Annotated in this window: 26 protein-coding genes and 1 pseudogene; 13 read left to right on the plus strand and 14 right to left on the minus strand. The window is 60.2% G+C overall.

All coding sequences use genetic code 11. The features are described 5' to 3' along the window. Positions 1 to 117: 117 nt before the first annotated feature. Positions 118 to 1,092: a cysteine synthase A gene (cysK, locus tag AC3IX4_RS22500; RefSeq protein ID WP_489257568.1), complete on the minus strand. Its 975-nt coding sequence runs from the start codon at positions 1,090 to 1,092 to the stop codon at positions 118 to 120. Between the two features lie 126 nt (positions 1,093 to 1,218). Here cysK and AC3IX4_RS22505 point away from each other — a divergent pair, with 126 nt between their 5' ends. The 3 genes from AC3IX4_RS22505 to AC3IX4_RS22515 all read left to right on the plus strand — a co-directional run bounded on the left by AC3IX4_RS22505 (position 1,219) and on the right by AC3IX4_RS22515 (position 4,478). Next, positions 1,219 to 2,292, plus strand: coding sequence for an AsmA family protein (locus AC3IX4_RS22505; protein ID WP_489257569.1), 1,074 nt, complete (start codon positions 1,219 to 1,221; stop codon positions 2,290 to 2,292). A gap of 134 nt (positions 2,293 to 2,426) precedes the next feature. Beyond that, positions 2,427 to 3,272 (plus strand): AAA family ATPase, encoded by an 846-nt coding sequence (locus AC3IX4_RS22510; protein WP_489257570.1) that lies wholly within the window; start codon positions 2,427 to 2,429, stop codon positions 3,270 to 3,272. A gap of 30 nt (positions 3,273 to 3,302) precedes the next feature. After that, a complete protein-coding gene (locus AC3IX4_RS22515) occupies positions 3,303 to 4,478 on the plus strand; it encodes a vWA domain-containing protein (RefSeq protein WP_489257571.1) in 1,176 nt (391 codons plus the stop codon). Positions 4,479 to 4,610: 132 nt separating this feature from the next. Here AC3IX4_RS22515 and AC3IX4_RS22520 read toward each other — a convergent pair whose 3' ends face one another. The 4 genes and pseudogenes from AC3IX4_RS22520 to AC3IX4_RS22535 form a co-directional block, all read right to left on the minus strand. Further along, positions 4,611 to 5,528 (minus strand): 5-oxoprolinase subunit C family protein, encoded by a 918-nt coding sequence (locus AC3IX4_RS22520; protein WP_489257572.1) that lies wholly within the window; start codon positions 5,526 to 5,528, stop codon positions 4,611 to 4,613. Beyond that, the gene (pxpB, locus tag AC3IX4_RS22525) at positions 5,525 to 6,229 is read right to left on the minus strand and encodes a 5-oxoprolinase subunit PxpB (protein WP_489257573.1); all 705 of its coding nucleotides are present in this window, start codon (positions 6,227 to 6,229) and stop codon (positions 5,525 to 5,527) included. Before pxpB ends, AC3IX4_RS22520 begins: the two co-directional genes overlap by 4 nt. Further along, positions 6,226 to 6,975 carry a 5-oxoprolinase subunit PxpA gene (locus AC3IX4_RS22530; RefSeq protein ID WP_489257574.1) on the minus strand — a complete coding sequence of 250 codons (750 nt, stop codon included), beginning with the start codon at positions 6,973 to 6,975 and terminating at the stop codon, positions 6,226 to 6,228. Before AC3IX4_RS22530 ends, pxpB begins: the two co-directional genes overlap by 4 nt. A gap of 52 nt (positions 6,976 to 7,027) precedes the next feature. Further along, a pseudogene (locus AC3IX4_RS22535) lies at positions 7,028 to 7,129 on the minus strand (hypothetical protein); the annotation flags it as partial. Positions 7,130 to 7,335: 206 nt separating this feature from the next. Here AC3IX4_RS22535 and AC3IX4_RS22540 point away from each other — a divergent pair. Next, a complete protein-coding gene (locus AC3IX4_RS22540) occupies positions 7,336 to 8,259 on the plus strand; it encodes a LysR family transcriptional regulator (protein ID WP_489257575.1) in 924 nt (307 codons plus the stop codon). Positions 8,260 to 8,677: 418 nt separating this feature from the next. Here AC3IX4_RS22540 and AC3IX4_RS22545 read toward each other — a convergent pair whose 3' ends face one another. The 3 genes from AC3IX4_RS22545 to AC3IX4_RS22555 are packed head-to-tail and all read right to left on the minus strand — an operon-like array spanning position 8,678 to position 10,480. Continuing rightward, the gene (locus tag AC3IX4_RS22545) at positions 8,678 to 9,190 is read right to left on the minus strand and encodes a DUF2937 family protein (RefSeq protein WP_489257576.1); all 513 of its coding nucleotides are present in this window, start codon (positions 9,188 to 9,190) and stop codon (positions 8,678 to 8,680) included. 11 nt (positions 9,191 to 9,201) lie between these two features. Continuing rightward, positions 9,202 to 9,978, minus strand: coding sequence for a class II glutamine amidotransferase (locus AC3IX4_RS22550; protein WP_489257577.1), 777 nt, complete (start codon positions 9,976 to 9,978; stop codon positions 9,202 to 9,204). 25 nt (positions 9,979 to 10,003) lie between these two features. Next, positions 10,004 to 10,480, minus strand: a complete 477-nt coding sequence (locus AC3IX4_RS22555; protein ID WP_489257578.1) for an MFS transporter — start codon at positions 10,478 to 10,480, stop codon at positions 10,004 to 10,006. Between the two features lie 109 nt (positions 10,481 to 10,589). On the opposite strand from AC3IX4_RS22555, the gene AC3IX4_RS22560 reads away from it, so the two are divergent. Then, positions 10,590 to 12,632, plus strand: coding sequence for a S9 family peptidase (locus AC3IX4_RS22560; RefSeq protein WP_489257579.1), 2,043 nt, complete (start codon positions 10,590 to 10,592; stop codon positions 12,630 to 12,632). Here the strand turns inward: AC3IX4_RS22560 and AC3IX4_RS22565 are convergent. Next, on the minus strand, positions 12,610 to 12,942 hold the full coding sequence (locus AC3IX4_RS22565) for a hypothetical protein (protein WP_489257580.1): 333 nt from the start codon (positions 12,940 to 12,942) through the stop codon (positions 12,610 to 12,612). The two genes, AC3IX4_RS22560 and AC3IX4_RS22565, sit on opposite strands and share 23 nt — an antisense overlap. 130 nt (positions 12,943 to 13,072) lie before the next feature. On the opposite strand from AC3IX4_RS22565, the gene AC3IX4_RS22570 reads away from it, so the two are divergent. From AC3IX4_RS22570 to AC3IX4_RS22585, 4 genes are all read left to right on the plus strand, one after another. Then, positions 13,073 to 13,444, plus strand: coding sequence for a YajD family HNH nuclease (locus AC3IX4_RS22570; RefSeq protein ID WP_489257581.1), 372 nt, complete (start codon positions 13,073 to 13,075; stop codon positions 13,442 to 13,444). A gap of 52 nt (positions 13,445 to 13,496) precedes the next feature. Next, positions 13,497 to 13,967 carry an RNA methyltransferase gene (locus AC3IX4_RS22575; protein ID WP_489257582.1) on the plus strand — a complete coding sequence of 157 codons (471 nt, stop codon included), beginning with the start codon at positions 13,497 to 13,499 and terminating at the stop codon, positions 13,965 to 13,967. A gap of 83 nt (positions 13,968 to 14,050) precedes the next feature. Next, positions 14,051 to 14,416 (plus strand): YgaP family membrane protein, encoded by a 366-nt coding sequence (locus AC3IX4_RS22580; protein ID WP_489257583.1) that lies wholly within the window; start codon positions 14,051 to 14,053, stop codon positions 14,414 to 14,416. A gap of 81 nt (positions 14,417 to 14,497) precedes the next feature. Next, positions 14,498 to 15,601, plus strand: coding sequence for an IS110 family RNA-guided transposase (locus AC3IX4_RS22585; RefSeq protein WP_489261185.1), 1,104 nt, complete (start codon positions 14,498 to 14,500; stop codon positions 15,599 to 15,601). 342 nt (positions 15,602 to 15,943) lie between these two features. Here AC3IX4_RS22585 and AC3IX4_RS22590 read toward each other — a convergent pair whose 3' ends face one another. The 5 genes from AC3IX4_RS22590 to AC3IX4_RS22610 form a co-directional block, all read right to left on the minus strand. Beyond that, entirely contained in the window at positions 15,944 to 16,393 is a 450-nt protein-coding gene (locus AC3IX4_RS22590; RefSeq protein WP_489257584.1) for a YcgN family cysteine cluster protein, read from the minus strand. Positions 16,394 to 16,523: 130 nt separating this feature from the next. Further along, positions 16,524 to 17,456 (minus strand): D-2-hydroxyacid dehydrogenase, encoded by a 933-nt coding sequence (locus AC3IX4_RS22595; protein WP_489257585.1) that lies wholly within the window; start codon positions 17,454 to 17,456, stop codon positions 16,524 to 16,526. A 103-nt stretch (positions 17,457 to 17,559) separates the two neighbouring features. Then, on the minus strand, positions 17,560 to 17,853 hold the full coding sequence (locus AC3IX4_RS22600; protein WP_489257586.1) for a YcgL domain-containing protein: 294 nt from the start codon (positions 17,851 to 17,853) through the stop codon (positions 17,560 to 17,562). Next, positions 17,850 to 18,983: a ribonuclease D gene (gene rnd / locus AC3IX4_RS22605; protein ID WP_489257587.1), complete on the minus strand. Its 1,134-nt coding sequence runs from the start codon at positions 18,981 to 18,983 to the stop codon at positions 17,850 to 17,852. Before rnd ends, AC3IX4_RS22600 begins: the two co-directional genes overlap by 4 nt. A gap of 132 nt (positions 18,984 to 19,115) precedes the next feature. Further along, positions 19,116 to 20,753 (minus strand): phosphoethanolamine transferase, encoded by a 1,638-nt coding sequence (locus AC3IX4_RS22610; RefSeq protein WP_489257588.1) that lies wholly within the window; start codon positions 20,751 to 20,753, stop codon positions 19,116 to 19,118. A gap of 328 nt (positions 20,754 to 21,081) precedes the next feature. Between AC3IX4_RS22610 and AC3IX4_RS22615 the strand changes: the two genes are divergently transcribed. The 4 genes from AC3IX4_RS22615 (at position 21,082) to AC3IX4_RS22630 (ending at position 25,151) form a co-directional block, all read left to right on the plus strand. Then, positions 21,082 to 21,360 (plus strand): hypothetical protein, encoded by a 279-nt coding sequence (locus AC3IX4_RS22615; protein ID WP_489257589.1) that lies wholly within the window; start codon positions 21,082 to 21,084, stop codon positions 21,358 to 21,360. A 140-nt stretch (positions 21,361 to 21,500) separates the two neighbouring features. After that, entirely contained in the window at positions 21,501 to 22,175 is a 675-nt protein-coding gene (locus AC3IX4_RS22620; RefSeq protein WP_489257590.1) for a GntR family transcriptional regulator, read from the plus strand. Positions 22,176 to 22,270: 95 nt separating this feature from the next. Further along, complete coding sequence (locus AC3IX4_RS22625) at positions 22,271 to 23,035, plus strand: HpcH/HpaI aldolase family protein (protein WP_489257591.1); 765 nt, start codon at positions 22,271 to 22,273, stop codon at positions 23,033 to 23,035. A 22-nt stretch (positions 23,036 to 23,057) separates the two neighbouring features. Then, positions 23,058 to 25,151: a TonB-dependent receptor family protein gene (locus AC3IX4_RS22630; protein WP_489257592.1), complete on the plus strand. Its 2,094-nt coding sequence runs from the start codon at positions 23,058 to 23,060 to the stop codon at positions 25,149 to 25,151. The last annotated feature ends 35 nt before the right edge of the window (positions 25,152 to 25,186 follow it).

Genomic DNA, 25,186 nt, shown 5'->3' on the forward strand with positions numbered 1-25,186 from the left:
CGCCTAGGTAAAAACCGCTGGGATCCAACATTGTGTGTTGATCATTGTGCAACAAACAGCCGCGGGCGATATTGCCGCAGGTCATGTGGGGGTGCCCACACAACCTGCGGGCAGCCCTTACTGCTGGTTTTCCTGCTCGGTGAACAAATCACTGAAGAGCATGCTCGACAGGTACCGCTCACCCGAATCCGGCAGGATGACCACGATGGTTTTGCCCTGCATCTCGGGTTTCTCAGCCAGGCGCACAGCCACGGCCATGGCCGCACCGCAGGAAATGCCAGAGAGGATGCCCTCTTCCTGCATCAGGCGCAGGGCCATGGCCTTGGACTCTTCGTCACTCACTTGCTCGACCAGGTCGACCATCGACAGGTCCAGGTTCTTCGGCACGAAACCTGCGCCAATGCCCTGGATCTTGTGCGGGCTGGGCTTGAGTTCTTCACCTGCCAGGGTCTGAGTGATCACCGGCGAGCTGATCGGCTCGACAGCCACCGACAGGATCGGCTTGCCCCGAGTGTTCTTGATGTACCGCGACACACCCGTGATGGTGCCGCCAGTACCGACGCCCGCCACCAACACATCGACTGCGCCATCGGTGTCGTTCCAGATTTCCGGGCCGGTGGTTTTCTCATGGATGGCCGGGTTGGCCGGGTTATCGAACTGCTGGGGCATGAAGTATTTGTCGATGTCGCTGGCAACGATCTCGGCTGCTTTCTCGATCGCGCCTTTCATGCCCTTGGCAGGCTCGGTCAGTACCAACTCAGCCCCCAGGGCCTTGAGGACCTTACGGCGTTCGATGCTCATGGAAGAGGGCATGGTCAGCATCAATTTGTAGCCACGAGCGGCAGCCACGAAGGCAAGGCCGATGCCGGTGTTACCAGAAGTGGGTTCGACGATGGTCATGCCTGGCTTGAGCCGGCCGGTGCTTTCAGCGTCCCAGATCATATTCGCGCCAATGCGGCATTTGACCGAGTAGCCAGGGTTGCGTCCTTCAATCTTGGCCAACACGGTCACGCCACGGGGGGCGATACGGTTGATCTGCACCAGCGGCGTGTTGCCGATGGAATGCGCGTTATCAGCGAAAATGCGGCTCATGACTGGGTCCTTTACTCACTGTCTGAAAACCTCAAGGGTAAGCCTGCGCCCCCGGCCAGTCCACTTTCGTCGAACGCTTGCGGCGCCTGAGAGTCAACAATTTATAGACCGTTTCGGACCCAGCCCATGAAACGACGTTACCGTTGGCCATTATTCAGCCTGACGGGTCTTGTGGCCCTGTTGTTGCTCATTCACCTGACCCTGCCGTGGGCGGTGCGCAACTACCTCAACGACCGTTTGGCCAACATGGGTGACTACCGTGGCCAGATCGCCGATATCGACCTGGCCTGGTGGCGCGGTGCCTACCAGATCAACGGTTTGAAGATCGTCAAGGTGGACGGCAAGGTGCCGGTCCCCTTCCTCGATGCCCCGCTGATGGACCTCTCCGTCAGTTGGCATTCGCTCTGGTACGACCACGCCGTGGTGGCCGAAGTAACGTTTTTGCGACCTGAACTCAACTTCGTCGATGGTGGCAGCAAGAAGGCATCCCAGACCGGTGAAGGCACTGACTGGCGAGATCAGTTAGACAAACTGTTGCCCATCACCCTCAACGAAGTACGCATCGACGATGGCATCATCACCTTTCGCAACTTCACCTCCAAACCGCCCGTCAATCTCAAGGCCACCCAGGTGAATGCCAGCCTCTTCAACCTCACCAACGTCGAAGACCTCAAGGGCCGGCGCGACGCACGCTTCGAGGGCAAGGCCCTGCTGCTTGGGCATGCACCGCTGGAAACCACGGCCACTTTCGACCCGTTCAGCAAGTTCGAGGATTTCGAATTTCGCCTGCGCACCACCGGCATTGAACTCCGAAGGCTCAATGACTTTGCCGCAGCCTATGGCAAATTCGATTTCAATTCCGGCAGCGGTGACGTGGTGATCGAAGCTGACGCCCGCGAGGGCCAGCTCAGCGGCTATATCAAGCCGCTGCTGCACAATGTGGACGTGTTCAACTGGCAACAGGATGTGGAAAACAAGAACAAGGGGTTTTTCCGCTCGATCTGGGAAGCGCTGGTGGGTAGCACCGAAACCGTGTTGAAGAACCAGCGTAAAAACCAGTTTGCCACCCGGGTGGAGCTTCGCGGCAGCGTTCATCAACGTGATATCAGCGCCTTCGAGGCCTTTTTGCAGATTTTGCGCAATGGCTTCATCCAGGCCTTCAACGCGCGCTACGAACAGCCCCCGCCCAAGTCCGGCTAAGTCAAGAGGTGACGCCCTATTCAGAGGCTGAATGGGCCGTCTGCGTTTCCAGCCGACCGGGGCCCGCGTTATAGTCGCGCATCACATTTTTCGCCCGCACCCTGTGCGCGGCGCCATGATCGAGGATTGGGCAGATGAAGTTCGAAGGTACCAGCGCATACGTCGCCACAGACGACCTCAAGCTTGCGGTCAACGCCGCCATCACTCTGCAGCGGCCGCTGCTGGTCAAGGGCGAACCTGGCACCGGCAAAACCATGCTGGCCGAGCAACTGGCAGCCGCTGCGGGCGCCCGCCTGATTACCTGGCACATCAAGTCGACCACCAAGGCCCACCAGGGCCTCTATGAATACGATGCGGTCAGCCGCCTGCGTGACTCGCAGCTGGGCGTGGACAAGGTCCACGATGTGCGCAACTACCTGAAAAAAGGCAAATTGTGGGAGGCGTTCGAAGCCGATGAGCGGGTGATCCTGCTGATCGATGAAATCGACAAGGCCGACATCGAATTCCCCAACGACCTGCTGCAAGAACTCGACAAGATGGAGTTCTACGTCTACGAGACCGATGAAACCATCAAGGCCAAGCACCGGCCGATCATCATCATTACCTCCAACAACGAAAAAGAGCTGCCGGACGCCTTCCTGCGCCGCTGCTTCTTCCACTACATCGCCTTCCCCGACCGCACCACCATGCAGCGCATCGTCGATGTGCATTACCCCAACATCAAGAAAGACCTGGTCAACGAAGCGCTCGAGGTGTTCTTCGATGTGCGCAAGGTGCCGGGCCTGAAGAAAAAACCTTCCACCTCAGAACTGGTCGACTGGCTCAAACTGCTGATGGCCGACAATATCGGTGAAGCCGTACTGCGCGAGCGCGACCCGACCAAGGCCATCCCTCCGCTGGCCGGCGCGCTGGTGAAAAACGAGCAGGACGTGCAATTGCTCGAGCGCCTGGCGTTCATGAGCCGTCGCACCAATCGCTGATCAACCCCTTTACCCGGAGGGACGACGGCTATGCTGCTCAACCTGTTCAATGAAATGCGCGCCGCCAAGGTGCCGGTGTCGGTGCGCGAGCTGCTCGATCTGATTAACGCCCTCAAGCAGGGCGTGACCTTTGCCGACATGGACGAGTTCTATTACTTGTCGCGCGCGATTCTGGTGAAGGACGAACGCCATTTCGACAAGTTCGACCGGGCGTTCTCGGCCTATTTCAATGGCCTGGAAAAACTCGATGACTTACTTCAGGCGCTGATCCCCGAAGATTGGCTGCGCAAGGAGTTCGAGCGCTCGCTCAGCGACGAGGAACGCGCCCAGATCCAATCCCTGGGTGGGCTGGACAAGCTGATCGAGGCATTCAAGAAGCGCCTGGAAGAACAGAAGGAACGCCATGCCGGTGGCAACAAGTGGATCGGCACCGGTGGCACCAGCCCCTTCGGTTCGGGCGGTTACAACCCCGAGGGTATTCGCGTTGGCGATGCTGGCAAGCGCCAGGGCAAGGCGGTCAAAGTCTGGGACCAGCGCGAGTACAAGAACCTCGACGACCAGGTGGAACTGGGCACCCGCAACATCAAGGTGGCCTTGCGCAGGCTGCGCAAGTTCGCACGCCAAGGTGCCGCGGACGAATTGGATATCGACGGCACCATCGACCACACCGCTCGTGACGCAGGCCTTCTGAACATTCAGATGCGCCCGGAGCGGCGCAACAGCGTGAAACTGCTGTTGCTGTTCGACATCGGCGGCTCGATGGATGCCCATGTGAAGATCTGCGAGGAACTGTTCTCGGCCTGCAAGACCGAGTTCAAGCACCTGGAGTACTTCTACTTCCACAACTTCGTCTACGAGTCCGTCTGGAAGAACAACCTGCGCCGCAGCGCCGAACGCACCTCGACCCTGGACCTGCTGCACAAGTACGGCGCTGACTACAAAGTGGTGTTTGTCGGTGACGCGGCCATGGCGCCCTACGAAATCACCCAGCCGGGGGGCAGTGTCGAGCACTGGAACGAAGAAGCCGGGTACGTCTGGATGCAGCGTTTGATGGAGAAGTACAAGAAACTTATCTGGATCAACCCCTACCCCAAGGACACCTGGCACTACACCGCCTCGACCAACATTGTGCGAGAGCTGGTCGAGAATCGGATGTACCCCCTGACCTTGAGTGGGCTGGAAGAAGGGATGAAGTTTTTGTCGTAGCCGCTGCCGCTAGGCTGCGATCGACCGCACCGCGGGCGCGGGATCTCAGATCCGCATTGGCGCCCCTGGCGGGCCGCATCGCAGCCTTCGGCAGCGGCTACAGGGTTGAGGGTTGAGGGTTGAGGGTTGAGCTTACAGAAACCTTTGCAGATACCGCCGATGCTGCTCATGGGCCATGTCCTGCAGCACCGGCACCAGCCTCACCACCGCCCCTGGCAAACACTGCGCCAGCCGCGCCAGCGCCAAGGGTGTCAAGGCCCCCAGACGCGGATACCCGCCAATGGTCTGCCGGTCATTGAGCAACACGATAGGCTGCCCATCCGGCGGCACTTGGACCGCGCCCAGGGGAATGCCTTCGGAGATCATCGGCTTGCCCTGATAAACCAGGACCGGCCCCAACAGGCGCATGCCCATGCGGTCGGCGCGGGTGTCCAGGGTCCAGTCACGGTTGAAGGCATCAAACAGGCTCTGGCCACTGAACTCGCCATGCTGCGCCCCCAGCACCAGATCCAGCGACACGCTACCCGTGAAGTCCGGTATGCACTCGCGTGGCATCGAACGGCGGGTGCCACCCTGCCCGGCAATGCTCAACCGCTCGCCCTTGGCCAACGCCGAGCCGAACCCATCAAGCCCCCCCAACTGCTCACGCGACACACTGGCACAACTGCCCAGCACTTGCGGGGCCACGAAGCCGCCCGGCGCGGCGAGATAGGCACGGGCCCCTACTTGGGCATGGGAAAATCGCAAGCACTGGCCCGCCTTGAGTTCAACCACCTGCCAGGGCAACACGGGCTGCCCATCGACTCGTGCGCCCATGTCCGCACCCGCCAACGCCACGTGGCAATCCCCCTCGGCCAGCACGGCGAAGCCGCCCAAGGTGATTTCCACCACAGGGGCATCCAGCGAGTTGCCCAGCAACCAGTTGGCCCAGGACATCGATACCCAGTCCAGCGCCCCGCCCTGCGTCACGCCCAAGTGCCGGACACCGAATCTCCCTGCATCCTGCAGCAGGCACAACGGGTTGCTTGCCTCGATCAATAACTGACTCATGCCAGAGACTCCAAGGGCGTATCGTCACCGCCAAGCCGAATGAAAGCGGCATGATCCACCGCCACGAAACGCACCCGATCGCCCGGCTGCAACAAGCTGTAGCCTTCTCGCTCACGGTCGAACAAGCGGCTCGGTGTACGCCCGATCAGGTTCCAGCCACCGGGCGACACGGCTGGGTAGGCGGCGGTCTGACGCTCCGCAATGCCCACACTGCCGGCCGCTACGCGCTTGCGCGGGGTGTCCAGCCGAGGGGCTGCCAGGCATTCGTCCACCAGCCCCATAAAGGCAAAACCGGGGGCAAAACCCAAGGCAAACACCTGATACTCGCGGCCGCTGTGCTGCTCGATCACCTGTTCGACAGTACTGTCGATGCGCTTGGCCAGCAACGCCAGCTCCGGGCCGACACAGGCGTCATACCAGACTGGAATCTCGTGGGTACGCCCACTGCTACTGGCATCCGGCTCAAGCTTTTCCAGTGCTGTGATAATGCAGGCACGTGCTTGGCTGGGCGACATGTGCATCAGGTCGTAATGCACCATCAGGGTGGTGTATGACGGCACCAGATCGATCAGGCGCTGACCAAAAACTGCGTGCAGGCGCTGGGTGGCAGCCAGCATCCAAGGCATATTGGCTTCATCTATCTGGTCGAACAGACGCACCATCAAACAATCGATACCCACGACTTCGATACGTGGCTTCATGACGCCAACCTGTCCAATGCTTCGCGAATCCGCATGACGGCCGCCACAGAACTGGCGTTGTCACCATGGACACACAGGGTGTCGGCCGCCAAGCGCAGCTCGCTGCCATCGTTGGCGGTCAGCGGCTGGCCGCTGGCCAACGCCAAGGCCTGGGCGATCACCTGTTCGGGGTCATGATGCACGGCCCCTGGCAACTGGCGCGACACCAGGCGCCCGGCTGGATCATAGGCCCGGTCGGCAAAGGCCTCGAACCAGAGGGTCAATCCCATCTCATCGCCCATGGCCTGGGCGGCGCTGTTGTCCCGGGTGGCCATCAGCATCAGCGGCAGTTGCTTGTCATAGGTCGCGACCGCCTGCATCACCGCCCGCAGGATCTTGGGGTCGGCCATCATGTCGTTGTACAGCGCGCCATGAGGCTTGACGTAACTGACCCGCCCGCCCTTGGCGCGGCAGATGCCGTCCAGGGCACCGATTTGATAATGCAGAAGGTCCTGGATTTCCTGGGCCGAGCACGCCATCGAGCGGCGACCGAAACCGACCAGGTCGGGATAGGCCGGATGAGCGCCAATCGTCACGCCATGCTTGAGCGCCAGTGCCACGGTCCTGCCCATGGTGCTGGGGTCACCGGCGTGGAAGCCGCAAGCGATGTTGGCGCAGTCGATGAACGGCATCACTTCGGCATCCAGGCCCATGGTCCAGTTGCCAAAGCTTTCGCCGATGTCGCAGTTCAATAGCAGCCGGTTCATCACCGCGACTCCTGGTGTGTTCTGGAAATGTTCCGGGGTGCGCGCCATGGTCTCAATTCGCATCCAATTGCTTGCCTTTGGTTTCCGGCAGGCTCAGCGCCGCCAGGATCACAACCCCGTAGGACACCGCTGCAAAGGCGCCAATGCCCAGGCCCGGCACGCTCACTGGCTGCGATCTGTTCCAAGGTTCCCGACTTATTCATGGGACTGTACGCCTCTACTTATTGGTATTGTTTGACCAAGGACGGAGAACGTCTTGGCCTGGACTCATTTTTGGGCGGCATGCCGCAAGCGTCCAACGAATAAACCCGGGTGTCTGGCATAAGAAAAATTTGATTACCCGCACTGAGCAGAAGAATCATGAACCTCAAATTCCTCGAATCCTTTGTCTGGGTCGCCCGTCTGAAGAGTTTTCGGCTGACCGCCGAAAAGCTATTCACGACCCAGGCGTCCATCTCCAGCCGCATTGCAGTGCTGGAAGGTGAACTGGGGGTCAAGCTGTTCCTGCGCGATTCGCGAGGGGTCAGCCTGACGCCAGAAGGCGTCAAGGTGCTGGACTATGCCGAGCGCATGCTGGACACCGCCAAGGCGCTCAAGCAGTCGCTCGATGGTGATCGACAAAAGATCGGGCGGATTCGCCTGGGGGTGATGGATAGCGTCATCCACACCTGGCTCAGCCCGCTGGTGTCGGAGCTGATGGAGCAGTACCCGCAGGTGGAAATCGAACTCATCGCCGATACCTCGCTGAACCTCTGTGATCAGCTGCAAAAAGGCTTTCTTGACCTGATTTTGCAAACCGACCTGATCCACCAGGCTTCGATCCGCAGCCAGTCGCTGGCCAGTTACCCCATGGGCTGGATCGTCGCCAGCAACTCCATCTACAACCGCGACTACGCCTCGGTGGCGGAACTGGCCAGGGAGCGGATCGTGACCTTCTCGAAGAACTCGCGCCCCCACCAGGATGTCTTGAGCCTGCTGCAAGCTCATGGCGTGGAGGCACCTCGATTGAACTGCGTGAATTCGGTCTCGGCCATCACTCGGCTGTTGAGCGACGGTTTTGGCATCGGTGCCTTGCCACCCGTGTTGGTCAGCGAAGAACTGGCACGCGGGGAATTGACACTGCTGCCCCTGACGCCGCGACCGTCGGGCGTGGAAGTGGTGGTGGCGTGGCAGGTGGGGGTGCAGTGGTGTGATGAGGTGGTGGCGCTGTGTCGCTCGGTGTTGGCCGCTTACGCCGCCAAATCCGGGCCCGAGCGTGTGGTGTTGGCGATGCCGGTCAGTTAAGTACGGGTTCACCCTGAGAATGAAGGGAGGGAGGCCTGTATCAAGGCTTCCAGGCGCTTGCCTTGGGTTTTGCGCTGTTGCCAAAATCGAGCGCCGCCCGCGCGGCGCATTCGCCGGCTGAAGCCGGCTCCCACATTGGTTGCAACGTGCCATGGCCTGTGGGGTTGGGGTTGTTAGCCTGGGTGGTTCGGCTTTAGGTCTTTGTGGTTTCGGGGGGGCGCGTGTGGCTGACAACTCCAATCTCACAGGCCATGGCACGTTGCAACCAATGTGGGAGCCGGCTTTAGCCGGCGATGCGCCGCGCGGGCGGCGCGCGATCTCAAGAGCAAAGAAAAAACCAAGGCGGACACCTCGTGCGGCTCATGCAATCTGTTGACAGGCACCCTACGGGTTCCCCCTGAGAATGATGCCTTCCGTATCAATCCGTCCGGGCGTCACGACGACGCCCCGGCAACAGCAGGCCAATCAGCACCACAACGCTCTCCACCACCCAGGCAAACACCAGCGCAAAGCCCAATCCCCAGGCAATGGCCGAAGGCGCCAGTAGAATCTGGTAGCTGTATCCGTTGAGGGTTTCATCGCGCAGTTGCGGATCAGGGGTGGCCAGCACGTGCCAGGCGCGTAGATACCAAGGCCCCTGCAAGGCCTGCCATTCACGCTCCAGTGCCTGGAAACGGCCCAGCAGGCTGGCAATGCTCTCGGCATCGCTGCGAAAAACCGGGTCGTCGCTGGCCCGGTAATGCGCCACCAATTTCTGCAGATCTCCGTCGAAGAAGCGCCTGGCCGTCTCGTTGAAGCCTTTGAGCCCTTCAAGCGCCTCGTTGCGGTGCGCTTCGACGCGCTGGCTGTAGTCGTTGATCACGCCGGGCACTTGCACGCCGACCAACAACCCCAAGGTGAACAGTACCAATCGCAGGTAGCTTCGCAGCATGTCCTGGCTCCCTAGTCTGCCCTGCCCTCGCTGATGAGTTCGCCCCGGCGCCAAAGGCCCCACTGCCCGGGTTCATAGCGATGCCAGGTCTCGTTTTCGGTCAAAGGCTCGGTGGCGATGACGGTGACCACATCATCCGGCGTGGTTTCTGCCTGGAAATCGACGATCACATCGACATCCTTCAAGCGTGCCGGCCCAAACGGTGCGCGCCGGGTGATATGGGCCAGTTTGGTCGAACAGAAGCAGAACAGCCAGTCGCCATCACTGAGCAAACCGTTGAACACGCCCTTGTGCCGGTATTGGCTACAGGCCGCAACCAGTTGCGGCAACAACGTTTCGACCTCAACCGGCTCAGGAAATGCCGTGCGGATGCGATTGAGCAGATCACAGAAGGCCGCTTCGCTGTCGGTGTCGCCGACCGGGCGGTAGAACGTCGCCTGCGGGTCGAAATCTGCCAGCTGGCCGTTATGGGCGAAACACCAGTTTCGGCCCCACAGCTCGCGCACAAAGGGATGGGTGTTGGAGAGGCAGACCTTGCCGACGTTGGCCTGGCGAATATGGCCGATCACCACTTCGCTCTTGATCGGATAGCGCTGCACCAGTTGGGCAACCTCCGATTCGCTGCTGGCGGCCGGATCCTGGAACAGACGCAAGCCCCGCCCTTCATAAAAACCGATGCCCCAGCCATCACGATGCGGGCCGGTACGCCCGCCACGCTGCATCAGCCCGGTAAAGCTGAAGACGATATCGGTGGGCACATTGGCGCTCATGCCGAGCAATTCACACATGGCGGTACTCGCTAAAAGGCAAGGCTTACAGGCGCGGTTCGACCCGGGCGCGGCCCACTGGGGAGGGTGCCGCAGGCGGAGTGCGCCCGTAGCGGTCGTCACCATTGGCAGAAAAAGGCTCATCGGGCATGGGCGGCTCATCGACCGGGGCAGCCGTGTGTGCACGGCGCTGCAATGCCCAACGCACCACCACGTACAGCAGATAAAGCCCAAAGGCGATCATGGCGTACATGGCAAGGTCGGCAATCGCTCGCCAGGCGTTATTGCCGACCTTGAACATCAAGTCCAGGGCGGTGATGGCAATGGCAGGGGCGAACTTTTCCTTGACCGGGTCAATGATGGTTGGCGTCAGTAGCAGTACGGCCATCAACACACGCAGTGGCTCACGCAACCAACGCCACATCCAGCGGGTCAAGCGCAGCCATACCAACAGGCAGCCCAAGGCGGCAAAGGCATAAAGGCCCCAGGCGAGCAGATAATCGTTCTCGGTCATGGCTTCCATGGCAGGTAGGCAAACAGGCGCTTATGATAACGACTTTTGAGCGACTCGGCGCGCCCAACCTCCAGGCACCGCCGAACGCTCACCCCTGCCAAGTTCAAGAGAGCCGCGCATGCCCGCATTCCCTATCGCCCCAATCGCCCGCCAGGCCCAAGGCACCGACCCTTACGCCTGGCTACAGGAGCGCGACAGCGTTGAGGTACTCGACTATCTCAAGGCTGAAAACGCCTACCAGGAAGCGCAATTGGCCGACCAGGCCGAGCTGCGCGAACAACTGTTTGAAGAAATCAAAGGCCGTATCCGCGAAACCGATCTGTCGCTGCCTTCGCCCTGGGGCCCCTTCCTGTATTACACCCGCACCACGGCCGGTGACGAATATGCTCGTCACTATCGCTGCCCACGTCCAAGCGACGGCAGCCTGCGGGTGGAGGAAAGCCAGGAGCAAATGCTACTCGACCCTAACGAGTTGGCGGCCGGCGGCTTTCTCTCGCTGGGCACCTTCAATATCAGCCCCGATCACCAGCGCCTGGCCTACAGCCTGGACACCAGCGGCGATGAAATCTATCGCCTGTACGTCAAGGAGCTGCAAAGCGGTGCAATCACCGAGCTGCCGTTCGACGATTGCGACGGCAGCATGACCTGGGCCAACGACAGCCAGACCCTGTTCTTTACCGAACTGGACGAAACCCACCGCCCGCACATGCTGTATCGCCACGTGCTGGGTAGCGCCACGGCCGAGAAAATCTTCGAGGAATCCGATGGGCGCTTTTTCCTGCACTGCTACCGTTCAAGTTCGGAACGCCAGTTGGTGCTGCTGCTCAATAGCAAGACCACCAGCGAAGCCTGGGTACTGGATGCCGACTACCCACAGCAACCGTTCATGTGCCTGGCGCCTCGGCTCGAAGGCCATGAGTACTACCCCGATCACGGCCAGCTCGACGGAAACTGGAGCTGGTTTATCCGCACCAACCAGGACGGCATCAACTTCGCGCTGTACACCGCCACAGATCAGGGCGTCCCCACGCGCGCCCAGTGGCAGCCGCTGATCGGCCACCGTGACGCCATCATGCTCGAAGGGGTAAGCCTGAATGCTGGCGGCCTGACCCTGAGCCTGCGCGAAGGCGGCTTGCCGATCATCGAGGTACATCCACGCGGGGGTTCGGTTTATCAGGTGGAACTGCCTGATGCGGTCTACAGCCTGCATGTCCAGGACTCGCTGGAGTTTGAAAGCGCCACCATTCGCCTGCGCTACGAATCGCTCAATCGCCCTGCCCAGGTACGCCAGCTGACGTTGGTCGACGGTGCCCAGGTGGTGCTCAAGGAAACCCCGGTACTCGGCCCGTTTGCCGCCGAGGATTATGTCAGCCAGCGCCTATGGGCGACCGCCGCGGACGGCACGCAGGTGCCGATCAGCCTAGTGCAGCGTCGCCAGGACCTGGGCCAGGCGGTGCCGTTGTACCTGTATGGCTATGGCGCCTACGGTGAGAGCCTGGACCCCTGGTTTTCTCATGCCCGCTTGAGCCTGCTCGAACGGGGTGTGGCCTTTGCCATCGCCCATGTACGCGGCGGCGGCGAGCTGGGCGAGGCCTGGTACCGGGCAGGCAAGAAAGAGCACAAGACTAATACCTTTACCGACTTTATTGCCTGTGCCGAACACCTGATCGCTGCAGGCTTTACCCGCTCCGATCAGTTGGTGATCAGCGGTGGCAGCGCGGGCGGCCTGTTGATAGGTGCGGTGCTCAATCAGCGCCCTGAGCTATTTGCTGCCGCCATTGCTGAAGTGCCATTCGTCGATGTGCTCAACACCATGCTCGACCCGGAGCTGCCGTTGACCGTCACCGAATACGACGAATGGGGCAATCCGCAAGAGCCGGAGGTCTTTGATCGAATCAAAGGCTATGCGCCCTATGAAAACGTGAGCGCCCAGGCCTACCCGGCCATGCTGGTGATCGCCGGCTACAACGACAGTCGCGTGCAATATTGGGAAGCGGCCAAGTGGGTGGCCAAGCTGCGCACGCTCAAGACCGACAGCAACCTCTTGCTGCTCAAGACTGAACTGGGCGCGGGCCACGGCGGCATGAGCGGTCGCTACCAAGGGCTGCGCGATGTCGCGCTGGAGTACGGTTTTGTGTTCAAGGCCTTGGGGTTGGCTTGACCTTCTGGCCTGCGTCTTCGCTCGACCGTTCGTCGTCCGGTATCAGGCCGGGTAGCGGCTGATCCTTGGGCGGCGGCCCAGGCACTTTGATCGGTGGCAACAACGGTGCATTGCCGCCGATGATGCCGCCAGCCCTGGGCACACTCGGGATCCCCACCTGCGGATAGGGTGTCGGCGTTGCCGTACCGGGCGACCCCGGCGGTGCAATGGTGACGGGCCGAGGCTGCAGATCCTCGGCGCCAACCCCGCAACTGACCCACAGACTCGCCATTGCTCCGGCCGCTATCAGCCACACGAGTGCACGCATCATCAAAGCCTCTCTCGCCAGAGACACCTGGCACTGCTTAGGCTACTCCAAAGCCTGAAAGTTGCCTGCCCGAAACTTAGGCGAACGCGCTAGACTTGATTCAAACCCGTGAAAAAGCCTTCAAGGTGAGACCATGAGCACCGCAACACCTCCTTCCAACACTTCCAAGCTCGACCGCATCCTGGCCGATGCCCAGCGCGACCGCGAAATGGGCTACCGCGACAAAGCCCTGAAAATGTACCCGCATGTCTGTGGCCGTTGCGCCCGGGAGTTTTCCGGCAAGCGCTTGAGCGAACTGACCGTTCATCACCGTGACCACAACCACGACAACAATCCCCAGGATGGCTCCAATTGGGAGTTGTTGTGCCTGTACTGCCACGATAACGAGCACTCACGTTATACCGACCAGCAGTATTTTTCCGACGGCTCGCTGGGCACGCCCAAGACGGCCAAGGTCACGCACAACCCCTTTGCCGCCCTGGCCGACCTGATGAAGAAAGACTGAATGCAACGCAGCGACACCGTATAATCGCGCTTTTTCTCAAGGGCCCAGGCTTGTGGCGAATAAACGGTATAGCTGCATCGGTCTGTTCAACCCCAAATCAGCGGAAAACGTCGGCTCGGTGATGCGCGCCGCCGGTTGTTATGGCGTGAACTCGGTGTTCTACACCGGCAAGCGCTATGAACGCGCGCGCGATTTCGTCACCGACACCAAGCGGGTGCATTACGACATCCCGCTGATCGGTATCGACGATTTGCAAAAAATCATTCCGCTGGGCTGCACGCCGGTCGCGGTGGAGTTGGTCGAGGGCGCTCGCTCTTTACCTGAATACACCCACCCCGACCGTGCCATCTATATCTTCGGCCCGGAAGACGGCACGCTGGATCAGGACGTGCGCGACTGGTGCGAAGAAACCATCTATATCCCGACCACCGGCTGCATGAACCTGGCCGCCACGGTCAACGTGGTGCTTTACGATCGCATGGCCAAGGGCCTGAATACCCGCTCGGGGCCAAAATTCAAGTGACAAATGCCCAGCCCGATGGAACAGCATCGGCGCCGAGCAGTCAGTTGAATATCACCCTCGCCGCATTGCCTAGGAGATTGAACATGCGCGACCGCGACCCCGTGGAGCTGATCGAGCCCACCCCTTTGCAGAGCAAGACCGAGCACAATGTACACGGCTGGGAGCGCGCCTCTTCAGTGGCAGGCGGCGTGATCATGGTCGGCAAAGGCCTGCGCCGGGGTGGCCTGTTCGGGCTGGTGCAAATCGCCATTGGAGGCGTAGCCCTGGCACGGGGCCTGACCGGCCATAGCGCCACCAAGAGCTTGCTTGAGAAAAGCCGTCGCGATTTCGATGCCGCGCGCGTTCGTATCGAACGGGCCGGGGAAGAACTGGGCATGCTCAAATCCAGCGCCAGGGCAGCAGCCGGGTCAGCGACGGTGACGGGTAGAGACTCTTTGGAGAACCCGTAATTACATGGACTCGCCCCAACCGAGGCGTCTATGCGCCACGGTGGCATCTATAAAGAAGCCAACGACAGCGAGGGCGAGCCCATGAAAAAGCATACGACCAACAATCACTCTTTGTCTTCAGCCGACCTAGCAACCTGTTCGACCGTCTCGGTAGATCTTGCCAAGAGGGTCTTCCAGGTGGCCGGGGAAAACGCCCTGGGCCAAGTGGTGTACGAGGACCGAATCAAATCGCGCGAAGCCTTCCAGGCGTTTCTTCGCCAACTGCCCATGAGCGTCATGGTGCTGATGGAAACAGGCCCAGGCGCTCAGGCATGGGCGCGGTTGCTGCAGGCCCAAGGCAACCCGGTGCGGATCCTGCCTGCGCAGCATGTGGCCGATCATCGCAGCGGGCCGAAGAATGATCGCAACGATGCACATGCGATCTTGCGGGCGGGTCGAGATAGTCGGATTGTCTCAGTGCCGGTCAAAAGTGCCGCGGCGCTGGCCATGCAGGCACTGCATCGCGCCCGCCAGGGCTATGTGCGGCGGCGCACGGCCATGGGTAATCAGATGCGTGGCTTGCTGCTCGAGCATGGCGTGGCCTTGGCGCAAGGTGAGGCGGCGATCAGCCGGGTGGTGCCGCGGATACTCGAGGATGCCACCCAGCCGCTGCCGGATCTGCTGCGCGAGCTGATTGCTGAGCTGCTCGGCGAATGGAGCCAGTTGGGCGAGCGCGTCAGCGTGTTGACCGGCCGACTGGAAACGGCCGCACAGCAGGATGAGACGGCGAAAAGGTTGATGACGGTGCGTGGCATCGGTCCGATCATCGCCACCGCGCTGCTGGCCAAGCAGGTCGAGCCTGAGCGCTTCGCCAACGCACGCCAGTTTGCCGCCTACTTTGGTTTGGTGCCCACTCAGCACAGCAGCGGACAGAAAATCCGGCTGGGCAAGATGAGCAAGCAGGGCGACGCCTACCTACGCAGCCTGGCGATCCAGGGCGCGCATGCGGTCTTGAGACAGGTGCGGCCTGATTCGGAACAACCCGATGACCGGCGCTTGCTGCGCTGGCTGTGTCGCTTGGGTCGCAAGGAAACGGCCGTCCGATTGGCCAACCGTACCCTACGCATCGTCTGGGTATTACTGAAAACCGAGCAGACCTATCGTCGCCACATGGGCAATGTCCAGGAGGCGACGATGAGTCACTGATCCACAGAGTTCTGCCACCGGGGCGTTAAAGCGCTCCAACCCTTGCTAAAGAACATTGACCCCAGGTCAGACCGTCGCGGATTGATGCCTGTGCTCCTACTGGCCCTTGAGGCCTTAACGTAATTGGCATACCGCGAGCTTATTGAATGTTGGCCAGAAGCCGATCAGGCTTCCTCGAGTAGGCCTTATACATAGATGCAGCCGGGTAGCAGTGTTCAAAAGCGGGTTGATAGTGGGGGCGAGTCCATACATAGGAGCATGGCTTGCCGGCGATAAAGCCACCGCGGTGTGTCAGGCATGGCCTCTCGCGGGCAAGCCCGGCTCCTACGTCACCCGGCGGACTCAACCAGCACGAAATATCAGGTAGTCCTCCCAATCGTCTTCAGGCACCGCTTCTTCGCTGAGCATACGCCCCGATTGGGAAATGCGCTTTTTATGGACTTGCTTGCGGTCACCGCTGACCAGATGGTGCCAGCGTGGCAAATCCTTGCCCTCGCTGACCAGCCGGTAGCCACAGGTCGGCGGCAACCACTTGAACTGGTCGGCCTTGCCCGGTGTGAGCTGAATGCAATCGGGGACCTTTTCCATTCGGTTCGGGTAATCGCTGCACTGGCAGGTTTTCAGGTCCAACAGTTTGCAAGCGATGCGGGTGTAATAGACGCTGTTGTCGTCTTCATCCTCAAGCTTTTGCAGGCAGCACAGGCCACACCCGTCGCACAGCGACTCCCACTCAGTGGGATTGAGTTGCTCAAGGGTCTTGCTCAGCCAGAAGGATTCGCCGGTGCCGGCCATGGTGGAGGAGTCCTGAATGAATGATGACGCTGCGATCGCGGTGCCTGGAAAAGGCCGCCAGTCTAGTGCCCAAGCGGGCTTGGGCCAAGCGTTGGCGACTGTCGGTAGGCATGACGCGCTCGACTGCGTTTCAATAGCCGCGGCTGAAGTTCACTTCACCGCGCATCGAACCGCCCTGCTGGTAGGCCTGAAGGTTTTCCACGAACAGCTTGACCATCGCGGCCGGTGAGGTGGGGGCCGAGCTATGCCCGGTCAGCAGCAGGCCCCAGGCCGTCCAGAAGGGATGCTGTTGCGGCAAAGGTTCCTGGCGGCAGACATCAATCACCGCGCCAGCCAGGTGCCCCAGCGTCAATGCTTCGACCAGATCGGCGTCCACCACTGCCACCCCGCGCCCGGCATTGATGAACACCGCATCGGGGTTGAACCGGGCAAACAGCGCCGCATCATACAGATCGCGGGTCGGAGCGGTGTCCGGCAACAGGTTGATCACGTAATCGACCTCCCCGACCCATTTGCCCAAGGTATCAATGCCATTCACTTCAATGAACGGCGCCTGCTCGCGAGCCTGGCTGGCAATGCCATAGACCTTGACCCCGAATGGCTGCAGGAACTCGGCCACACACTGGCCAATTTCACCGGTGCCAACGATCAGCACCCGACGCCCGGCAAGCCCAGGGCCGGTGCGGTTGTCCCACTTGCGCTCGACCTGGCTGACCAATCGCGCCAAGACTTCGCGCTCGTGGCCGAGCATATAGGTGAGGACGTATTCGGCCATGACCTGGCCAAAGATGCCGACCGCACGCGTCAGCCGATAGTCACGCTGCAGCCCTTCGGCCAATAACGGGGTGATGCCTGCCCAGGTCGACTGCAGCCATTGCGGTTGATGCCCCTGGCGCAGCAACGTGGCCAACAGGTCCGGCTGACCCAGCCATACCGGGCAGTCGCTGGCCAGTTGCGAAAGCACCGCCGAATCGCCACTGGTCAACACGTCTATTTGCGGTGCAACCTCGGCCAGCAGGCTGGCGTATAGGGCGTAATCCTGTTCTGCGATCAAAACACGCATGCTGTGTAAAACCTTTCCCAAAAACCAAGGCCGCGGCCAGCCGCGGAACGCTCCGCTGCCAGCCACGGCCTGAAATACCTTTCGATGACGTTTGCGCCCGGCCTCAGACCGGATCGTTGCGACGCAACAGCTCTTCGGGCAAATGCTCGATGTACTCGTCCTCGGCCGGTGGCATTTGCAGGTGATAACCCTGCTTGTCCAGGTTGGCCAGCACCACCTCGATGTCTTCCCGTGCCAGTTTACGCTCGGGCGAAAGCACCAGGTCAAAGGCGTGACGAGGGGTGCCGAACGCCATCAGCAGGCCTTCAGGAATGTGCTTGAGGGCATCGGCCTTGCGCACATAGAGGTACATCTCGTTTTTTTTCGGGCTTTTGTAGATAGAGCAAATCTGTTTCATGGTTGTTCTCCAGCGCTGGCGAGACTGTCGAGCAGCGCCTGGCCCATCCGCTCACGGCGCCAGCCGCGCAGCGAATCGGGCAATTGATAAGGGCCATTGGGGAAGCCGGTCTTGAGCAGGGCTTCCAGGGTTTTCTTGCGCAACATCAGTTCCGGTGCGATCCCCAGGCGTTCGGCTTCAGCCTGGCCGATGGCACGCAGTTGCTTGAGCAGCACCGACGCATCAATCGGCAGTGGCTCGGGCAAGGCTGGCGGCCACTCGGTCGGCAGGACGCTGCCCGCTTCTTTGACCAGGCCCAGCAGGAATTCGCCGTCCTGACGCACGGTGCGCGGGTGCATGTCTTCGATCCTGGCCAATGCCGCCAGGTTGTCCGGCTGGGTGCGAGCCAGTGGCCACAAAGCGTTCTCGCGGATGATGCGGTTGCGTGGCAAGTCGCGGGCACGGGCCTCGCGCTCACGCCAGGCGCACAGCTCGCGCATCACCGCCAGCTGAGCACGGGAAAGTTTCCAGGCAAGTTTGGCCTCCCGGTACAACTCGTACGGGTCGATCTCCCGTTGCAGTTGCGCCACCAGCTCCGCACCGTCTTCCAACACCCAGGCACATTTTTCGTCGGACAGTCTGGGGCGCAGTTGCTCGTAGACTTCGGCCAAGTGCACCGCATCTTCGGCGGCGTAGCTGATCTGTGTTTCGGAGAGCGGGCGCTGCAGCCAGTCTGAGCGCGTTTCACCCTTGGGCAGCTCGATGCCCAGTACTTCTTGCACCAAGCGTGAGTAGCCCATCGAAAAACCAAGGTTCAGGTAGGCGGCCGCCAATTGGGTATCAAACAGCGGCGCCGGCAGGCTTCCGGTCAAGCGCAGCAATACTTCGAGGTCTTCGGTGCAGGCGTGCAGCACCTTGATCACGGTCGGGCATTGCAGCAAGGCTGCCAGCGGGCTCCAGTCATGGATGGTCAACGGATCGATCAGGAAGGCACGCTGGCCGTCTCCCACCTGGATCAAGCCGGCGATAGGGTAAAAGGTGTCGACCCGCATGAACTCAGTGTCGAGTGCGATGTAGGGCAGATGCTGCCATTGCGTGCAATGGCTGGCGAGGTTGGCGTCGTCGCGTATCCAGTGAATGTCGATGGCCACGAGGCTCTCCTTGAACAATGGCGCGCAGTATATATCGGCGCCGGGCTTTGCTGGGCATCGACTCGACAAGAGTAGCTGCAACAGACGCACAAGTGGCTCAGGCGCTCGCCCGCCATTGCAACAAGCGCCGCATCATTGCTTGGCCATTACCCCATCCGCCGCGGCCGTGCGGCAGTGGGCGAACAGGTCCAGGTGCGGTTGATAGACTTCGCTTTTGACTTCCAGCAGCCCCAGCATCGAGTGGAACAGGTTGTCCTGGCTCAAGGGCTGGTTGCGTTCGGCTTGCAGGCATTGAGTATCGACGGCGAATGAACGCTGATAGGCGTCAGAAAACCAGGCCAGCATGGCCACATGCTTTTGCTGATCCGGTGCCAACATGTAGGGGGTGCCGTGCAGGAACAGGTTGTATTCGCCCAGCGACTCGCCATGGTCGGATAAATACAGCATGGCGGTATCCACGCTGTCCTGACGACTGCGCAGAATATCGATCAGGCTGGCCAGCACGTGATCGGTGTAGACCAGCGTGTTGTCATAGGCGTTGACGATACTTTCGCGACTGCAATTGTTCAGCGCATTGCTCTGGCACACGGGCGTGAAGCGCTGAAATTCCTTCGGATAACGCTTGTAGTATTCCGGGCCATGGCTGCCCATCTGGTGCAAGACCAGCACCGTGTCGTTTTTCAGGTTGTCGATGAACGGCTGCAAGCCCTGCAACAGGATCTCGTCGCGGCACTCGTTGTTGGCACACAGCAGCGGGTCCTTGAGGTTGCTCACATCTTGCAGGGTGACCCGGTCACAGGTGCCCTTGCAGCCAGACTGGTTATCGCGCCAGATAACATCAAGGTCTGCCCGCTTGAGCACGTCCAACAAGCCTTCCTGGTTCTTGGCCTGGCTGGCGGAGTAATCCTTGCGGCCCATATTGGAGAACATGCAAGGGACCGACACAGCGGTCTCGGTGCCGCAGGAATGCACGTCGGTAAAGGCGATCAAGCCCTTTTCCTTGCTCAGTTGCGGGGTGGTATCGCGGTCATATCCGAGCACACCGAAGTTCTCGGCCCGAGCGCTTTCACCCACTACCAGCACCGTCAGCGACTTGCGGGTGTGCTGCTGCCAGCCAGCCTCTTTATGGGCATCTTCACCGATCCGGCTAAACGGGTGCGTAGCGGAGGCGACTTGCTCGCGAGCATAACTGATCGAGGCGCCGATGAGGTTGCTCGGCACCACCATCAGGCGCAATTCATGGTGGTTGCGAAACAGGGACGACAGGCCCTGGTAGTTCACCAGCGCAACCCCGCCAATAACACACACCGAGGCGACCATCACCAATGCCTTGCTGAGCAGTTCACGCGGCCAGCGGCGATAGGCAATAGGGGTTTTCCACAACAGCAGGGAAGGCACGACGCCCAGCAAAAACAGATAAACGGCCAGTTTTAACGACAACAAGTCGCGTATTTCGGTGGCGTTGGTCTGCATCGTGTTGCGAACCATGCCTATATCAATCAAGACACCGTACTGGCTCATGAAGTAAGCCACGCCTGCGCCCATGAAAAACAACAGAATCAGCAGAGGTTTCAATACAAAGCGAAAGGCAAAGAGTGTTAATACGGTATTGAAAATGGCCAGGATCAATAGCCCAAATGCAGCGCGCAGAGCGAAACCTTGAGTGATTTCAACCACATGGTTCCACAGGTAAATATTGAAGCCGAAAAGTAGAAAGACGCTGGCAATCAGCGTGACCCACTCGGGGCGCGCGGCTTTGATTCTTAACATGAGAGTCTGCTTTAACCCATAAAGTTGTGATCTGGCAACCTCGCGTCCACGACGCACCAGATTTGCGCAACTCTAGGTAGCGAACCATCAATTTTTTGTGAAAAACTTGGTAACAAATAGTTTGTTTACGGAACTAAATCGGCTGGTAGGAGCAGAGCTTGCTCGCGATGGCATCACCGCCGTAATCGGATAGATGCCATCGCCGTCGTAATTGGATAGACCGCGGCGATGCCATCGCGAGCAAGCTCTGCTCCTACAGCGAAACCATAGGGTAGCGCAATGAACCGACCGCCTGAAGCGCCGAGTCGGGCAATCACGGCTATCCTGAATGTTCATAACTCCAGCACTCAAACGGAGAGGTGACGAGATGCCAACGAAACACGATCTGTTCGCAGACCTGCAGCTGACACGGGAAGAAGTTGAAAAGCGCACCGCCAGTGACCCCAAGCTCAGCGCGTTGTTGAGTAAATATGCATCGATCGATGCCGATGTTGTGGAGAAAGAGGCGAACTACACGGCCGACGAACTGGTCAAGCGAAATAAAGAAAAGCGCCTTCAAATCAAGGATGAAATCGTCAGGCACCTGGGGAATTCAGGCGCCAAATAACGTCTGATACCGAACACTCGAGGGCCCCGCTGCCGCACAGGCAGCGGGGCCTTTATATGACGAGCCTGCCAGCCTTGCGCATCCAACCCCGACATGGCAGCGTGAGGCGCTGGCCCGTTAATTGGACAAGGAGCTTTCAAGTGTCGGACAAGAAGCTGGAAACCACCGTGGAGCGCGTCTACCAGGGGGTCTATGAGGCCATCAGCAAGCGTAGGATGCGCCCCGGCCTGAAGCTTGGGGAGGCTTCACTCGCTGAGCTTTTTGACGTCAGTCGCACCTCCGTGCGGGCCGCACTCAAACAATTGGAGGCTGAAGGGCTGGTCTCCACCGAGACCAATCGCGGGGCCTGGGTGTCGCTGCCCAGCGACGATGAAATCCGCCTGCTGTTCGAAACCCGGCGCCTGATCGAAATCGGTATCGTCAGCGAACTGTGCCGACGCCGCGACAGCGCCGCCATGCAGGACCTGCGCGACCACTTGCTGCTGGAAGACGAAGCGGCCAAGGCGCACGACCATGATCGATTGCTGCACTTGCTGGGCGAATTTCATATCAAGTTGGCGGCAACGCTGCACAACCCGGTGCTGCTGGACTGGTTCCGCAAGCTGATATCCCGTACCTCGCTCTACGCCGCGGCCCTGGACGACGACCGCCACGATGCCTGCCGCGAAAACGAACACCTGCGCCTGATCGAGTTTATCGAGGCGGGCAATCAGAATGCCGCCATCGAATTGACCTGCATTCATTTGAATGGGGTCGAGAAGGCGATTCTGGACGTGGCGGCGACGCTGAAACTGTCCTACCCCCCGCCTCACTGACGGAGTATCACCACTCGGGAAAAAAATATTTACATATTCTTAAGAATGATTATTATTAACGCCGATCCGAGCGAGACCCAAAAGGACCTGCGTCAGTGATACGAATCTCTCCGGTATTTCCCCGGTTACAAGAAGGGAAAAATATCTACGGCTTGCTCAACTCGTTACCTTCACCGCTGCTCTGCGAAATGATCGCGTTTGCGGGCTACGACTTCGTGATTCTCGATCTTGAGCATCTACTGCGCTCAGAAGAAGACATCATGCATTGTGTCCGCGCCTGTGAGGCTGCTGGCATTTCGCCTTGGCTGCGCATACCGCAAGTGGACGAAAAACTGATCGGCCGGGCACTGGATGCCGGCATCGAAGCCATTGTTCTTTCACGCACCGAAAGCGCCGCGCAAGTTCAGCGCGCCATCGAAGCGGCCTTCTTTCCCCCCTTGGGAAAACGCGGAATAACCGGCGGACGTATTACCGGTTTCGGTCGCCTGCCACTCCCCGAATACATCGAACTGGCCAATCGTCAGACCCCCATTATTCCCATGATCGAAAGCAGCGCCGGAGTCCAAGCGCTGGGCGAGATCCTGCAACTGCCGGGGGTCGGCATGATCATGGAAGGCGCCCTGGATCTGTCCCTCGATCTGGGTCTTGGGCCTGACCCGCTCAACCCTCAAGTCTGGCAAATGTTGCAAGACATGGCCGATGCCTGCCTTAGCGCCGCCGTCCCTTTCTGTGCAAACCCTCGCACAGCTGAACAGAACTCGCTGTGGTGCGCTCGCGGGGTTCGAAGTTTTCTGGCCGGTGAAGACCGAGGCTTGCTGTATAACGCGTTGAAAGCCCGCCTGCACTCTCTCAAACCGTAAAAATAAGCCAACGTAGTCCAAAATGAAAATAACAACACCCCTACATTTTTCACTCAGCCTTATCACGCTGGGCATCTGCCACGCCGCCGTGGCCGCCGATCAATCCACAGGCTCTGCCAACGAAATGTCGCTGGCGCCCATGGTGATTCAGGGTGATGTGCTCCGCTGGGCCAGCGACGAAGACGTGCGCACCTACGCCGGCAGCCGCAGCGTTGTCGATTCCAGCGAGCTGAAAAAAGCCAGCGTCCGCGGTCTGGACGATGCGTTGCAACGGGTACCGGGCGTCAAGATCTTTGACGAAACCGGCACCGGCGCCTTGCCGCAGATTTCGGTACGCGGACTGTACGAGAGCCGCAGTGGCCGGATTCAAGCCTTGTCAGATGGCATTCCATTGGCACTGGCGCCTTACGGCCAGACAGGCCTGTCGCTGTTTCCAATGACCATGGCGACAGTCGACCGTATAGATATCGTGCGTGGGGGCGCAGCGGTGCAATACGGTCCGAACAACGTTGGCGGGGTGATCAACTTCATCAGCAAGCCGATTCCTCGCCGCTGGGAAACCACGTTGCAGGAGAAGACCACCTTCAATGCTGGCGGTCGCCAGTTGTGGGACACCTACCTGGGCACCGGCGGCTACCTGACCGACAACTTCGGCCTGCAACTGGACATCAACACCTTAAGTGGCGAATACGGTCGCGAGCACTCCGACACCGATGTGCAGAACTACCGTCTGCGCGGCCAGTGGAACATCGACGACGATCGTGACCTGAGTTTCGGCATCCAGCACTACAAGGCCGATATGGATCTGGCCGGTGCGCTCAGCGTTCGGGATTACAAGGATGATCCACGCCAATCGACCCGCCCGCTGGACCGCTTCGAGGGTGACACCAATCGCGTCTGGGGCACCTACACCCAGCGCCTGGGCGCCATGGGGCCGTTCGACTCGGTAGAATTCAGCTGGACCAACTTCGCCCACGACAGCTACCGCAACTTCGTGGTCGGCCTGCCGTTCACCCCGGACGGTACGCCGGCGACCAAACAGGACGCCCCACGTGACTTTAGAGTCTGGGGCACGGAGCCGCGCATCAGTGCCACCATCGATGGCGACACCGTCGGCCAGACCTGGTTGCTGGGCGCCCGATATGTCAGCGAAGACATCGACTACAAGGTCAACCGCCAGAGCATCGCTACCGGCGTGAATGCGCCGTTCCGCGACTGGAAATTTGATGACGACGCCCGCGCGTTCTACATCAGCAACGCCATCAGCCTGCTCGATCAACGCCTGACCATCACCCCCGGCGTGCGCTACGAAAATGCCCGCATGGATTACAGCGACGGCATCACCGGGTTCAACCGCGAGAACAAATCCGAAGAATGGCTGCCAGGCCTGACAGTAGGCTACCAGGCGACCGACGACTGGTTCGTCTATGCCAACGCCCAAAAGTCCCTGCGTCCACCGCAAATCACGCAGATCGTCAAAGAAGGCGATGTCGGCGCGGAACTGGCGTGGAACTACGAGACCGGTGTGCGCTACACCCCATGGGACGGCATGCGCGTCGACTTCAACCTGTACCGCATCGATTTCGACGACCAGATCGCGTACAACGCCACGACCGACCGTTTCGTCAACCTCGGCAGCACCCGTCATCAGGGTGTCGAGACCGAGATTTTCTGGACGCCGGAAGCCATGCGTGACCTGGACCTGCACGCCAGCTACGCCTACCTCGATGCCAAGCAGCGCAACGGCACCTTCAAGGACAACGAGGTGCCGTTCTCCTCGCGCAATCAGTTCACGGTTGACGGTCGTTACCGTTTTGCCGAGCACTGGACCTACAACCTCGACGGCTTGTATGTCAGCAGCGCCTACACCGATGCGGCCAACTCCCGCAACGAAGATGCCACCGCCAGCGTGGGCAAGCTGCCTGCCTACTGGGTGTGGAACACCGCCATCGAGCGTGAATTCCTGCTGGCCGACAAGAGCGTCCTGACCGCATCCGCCGGCGTCAGCAACCTGTTCAACCGCGAGTACTACTTCCGCGGTATCGACACCAGCCCTTGGGGTCGTCAACCCGCGCCAGAGCGCTCGCTCACCCTAGGCGTCAACTACCGCTTCTAAACCGCGCACCTGCGCCCCTGTAAACAGTTGCCCGA

Source organism: Pseudomonas sp. KH_021 (genome assembly GCF_057838865.1).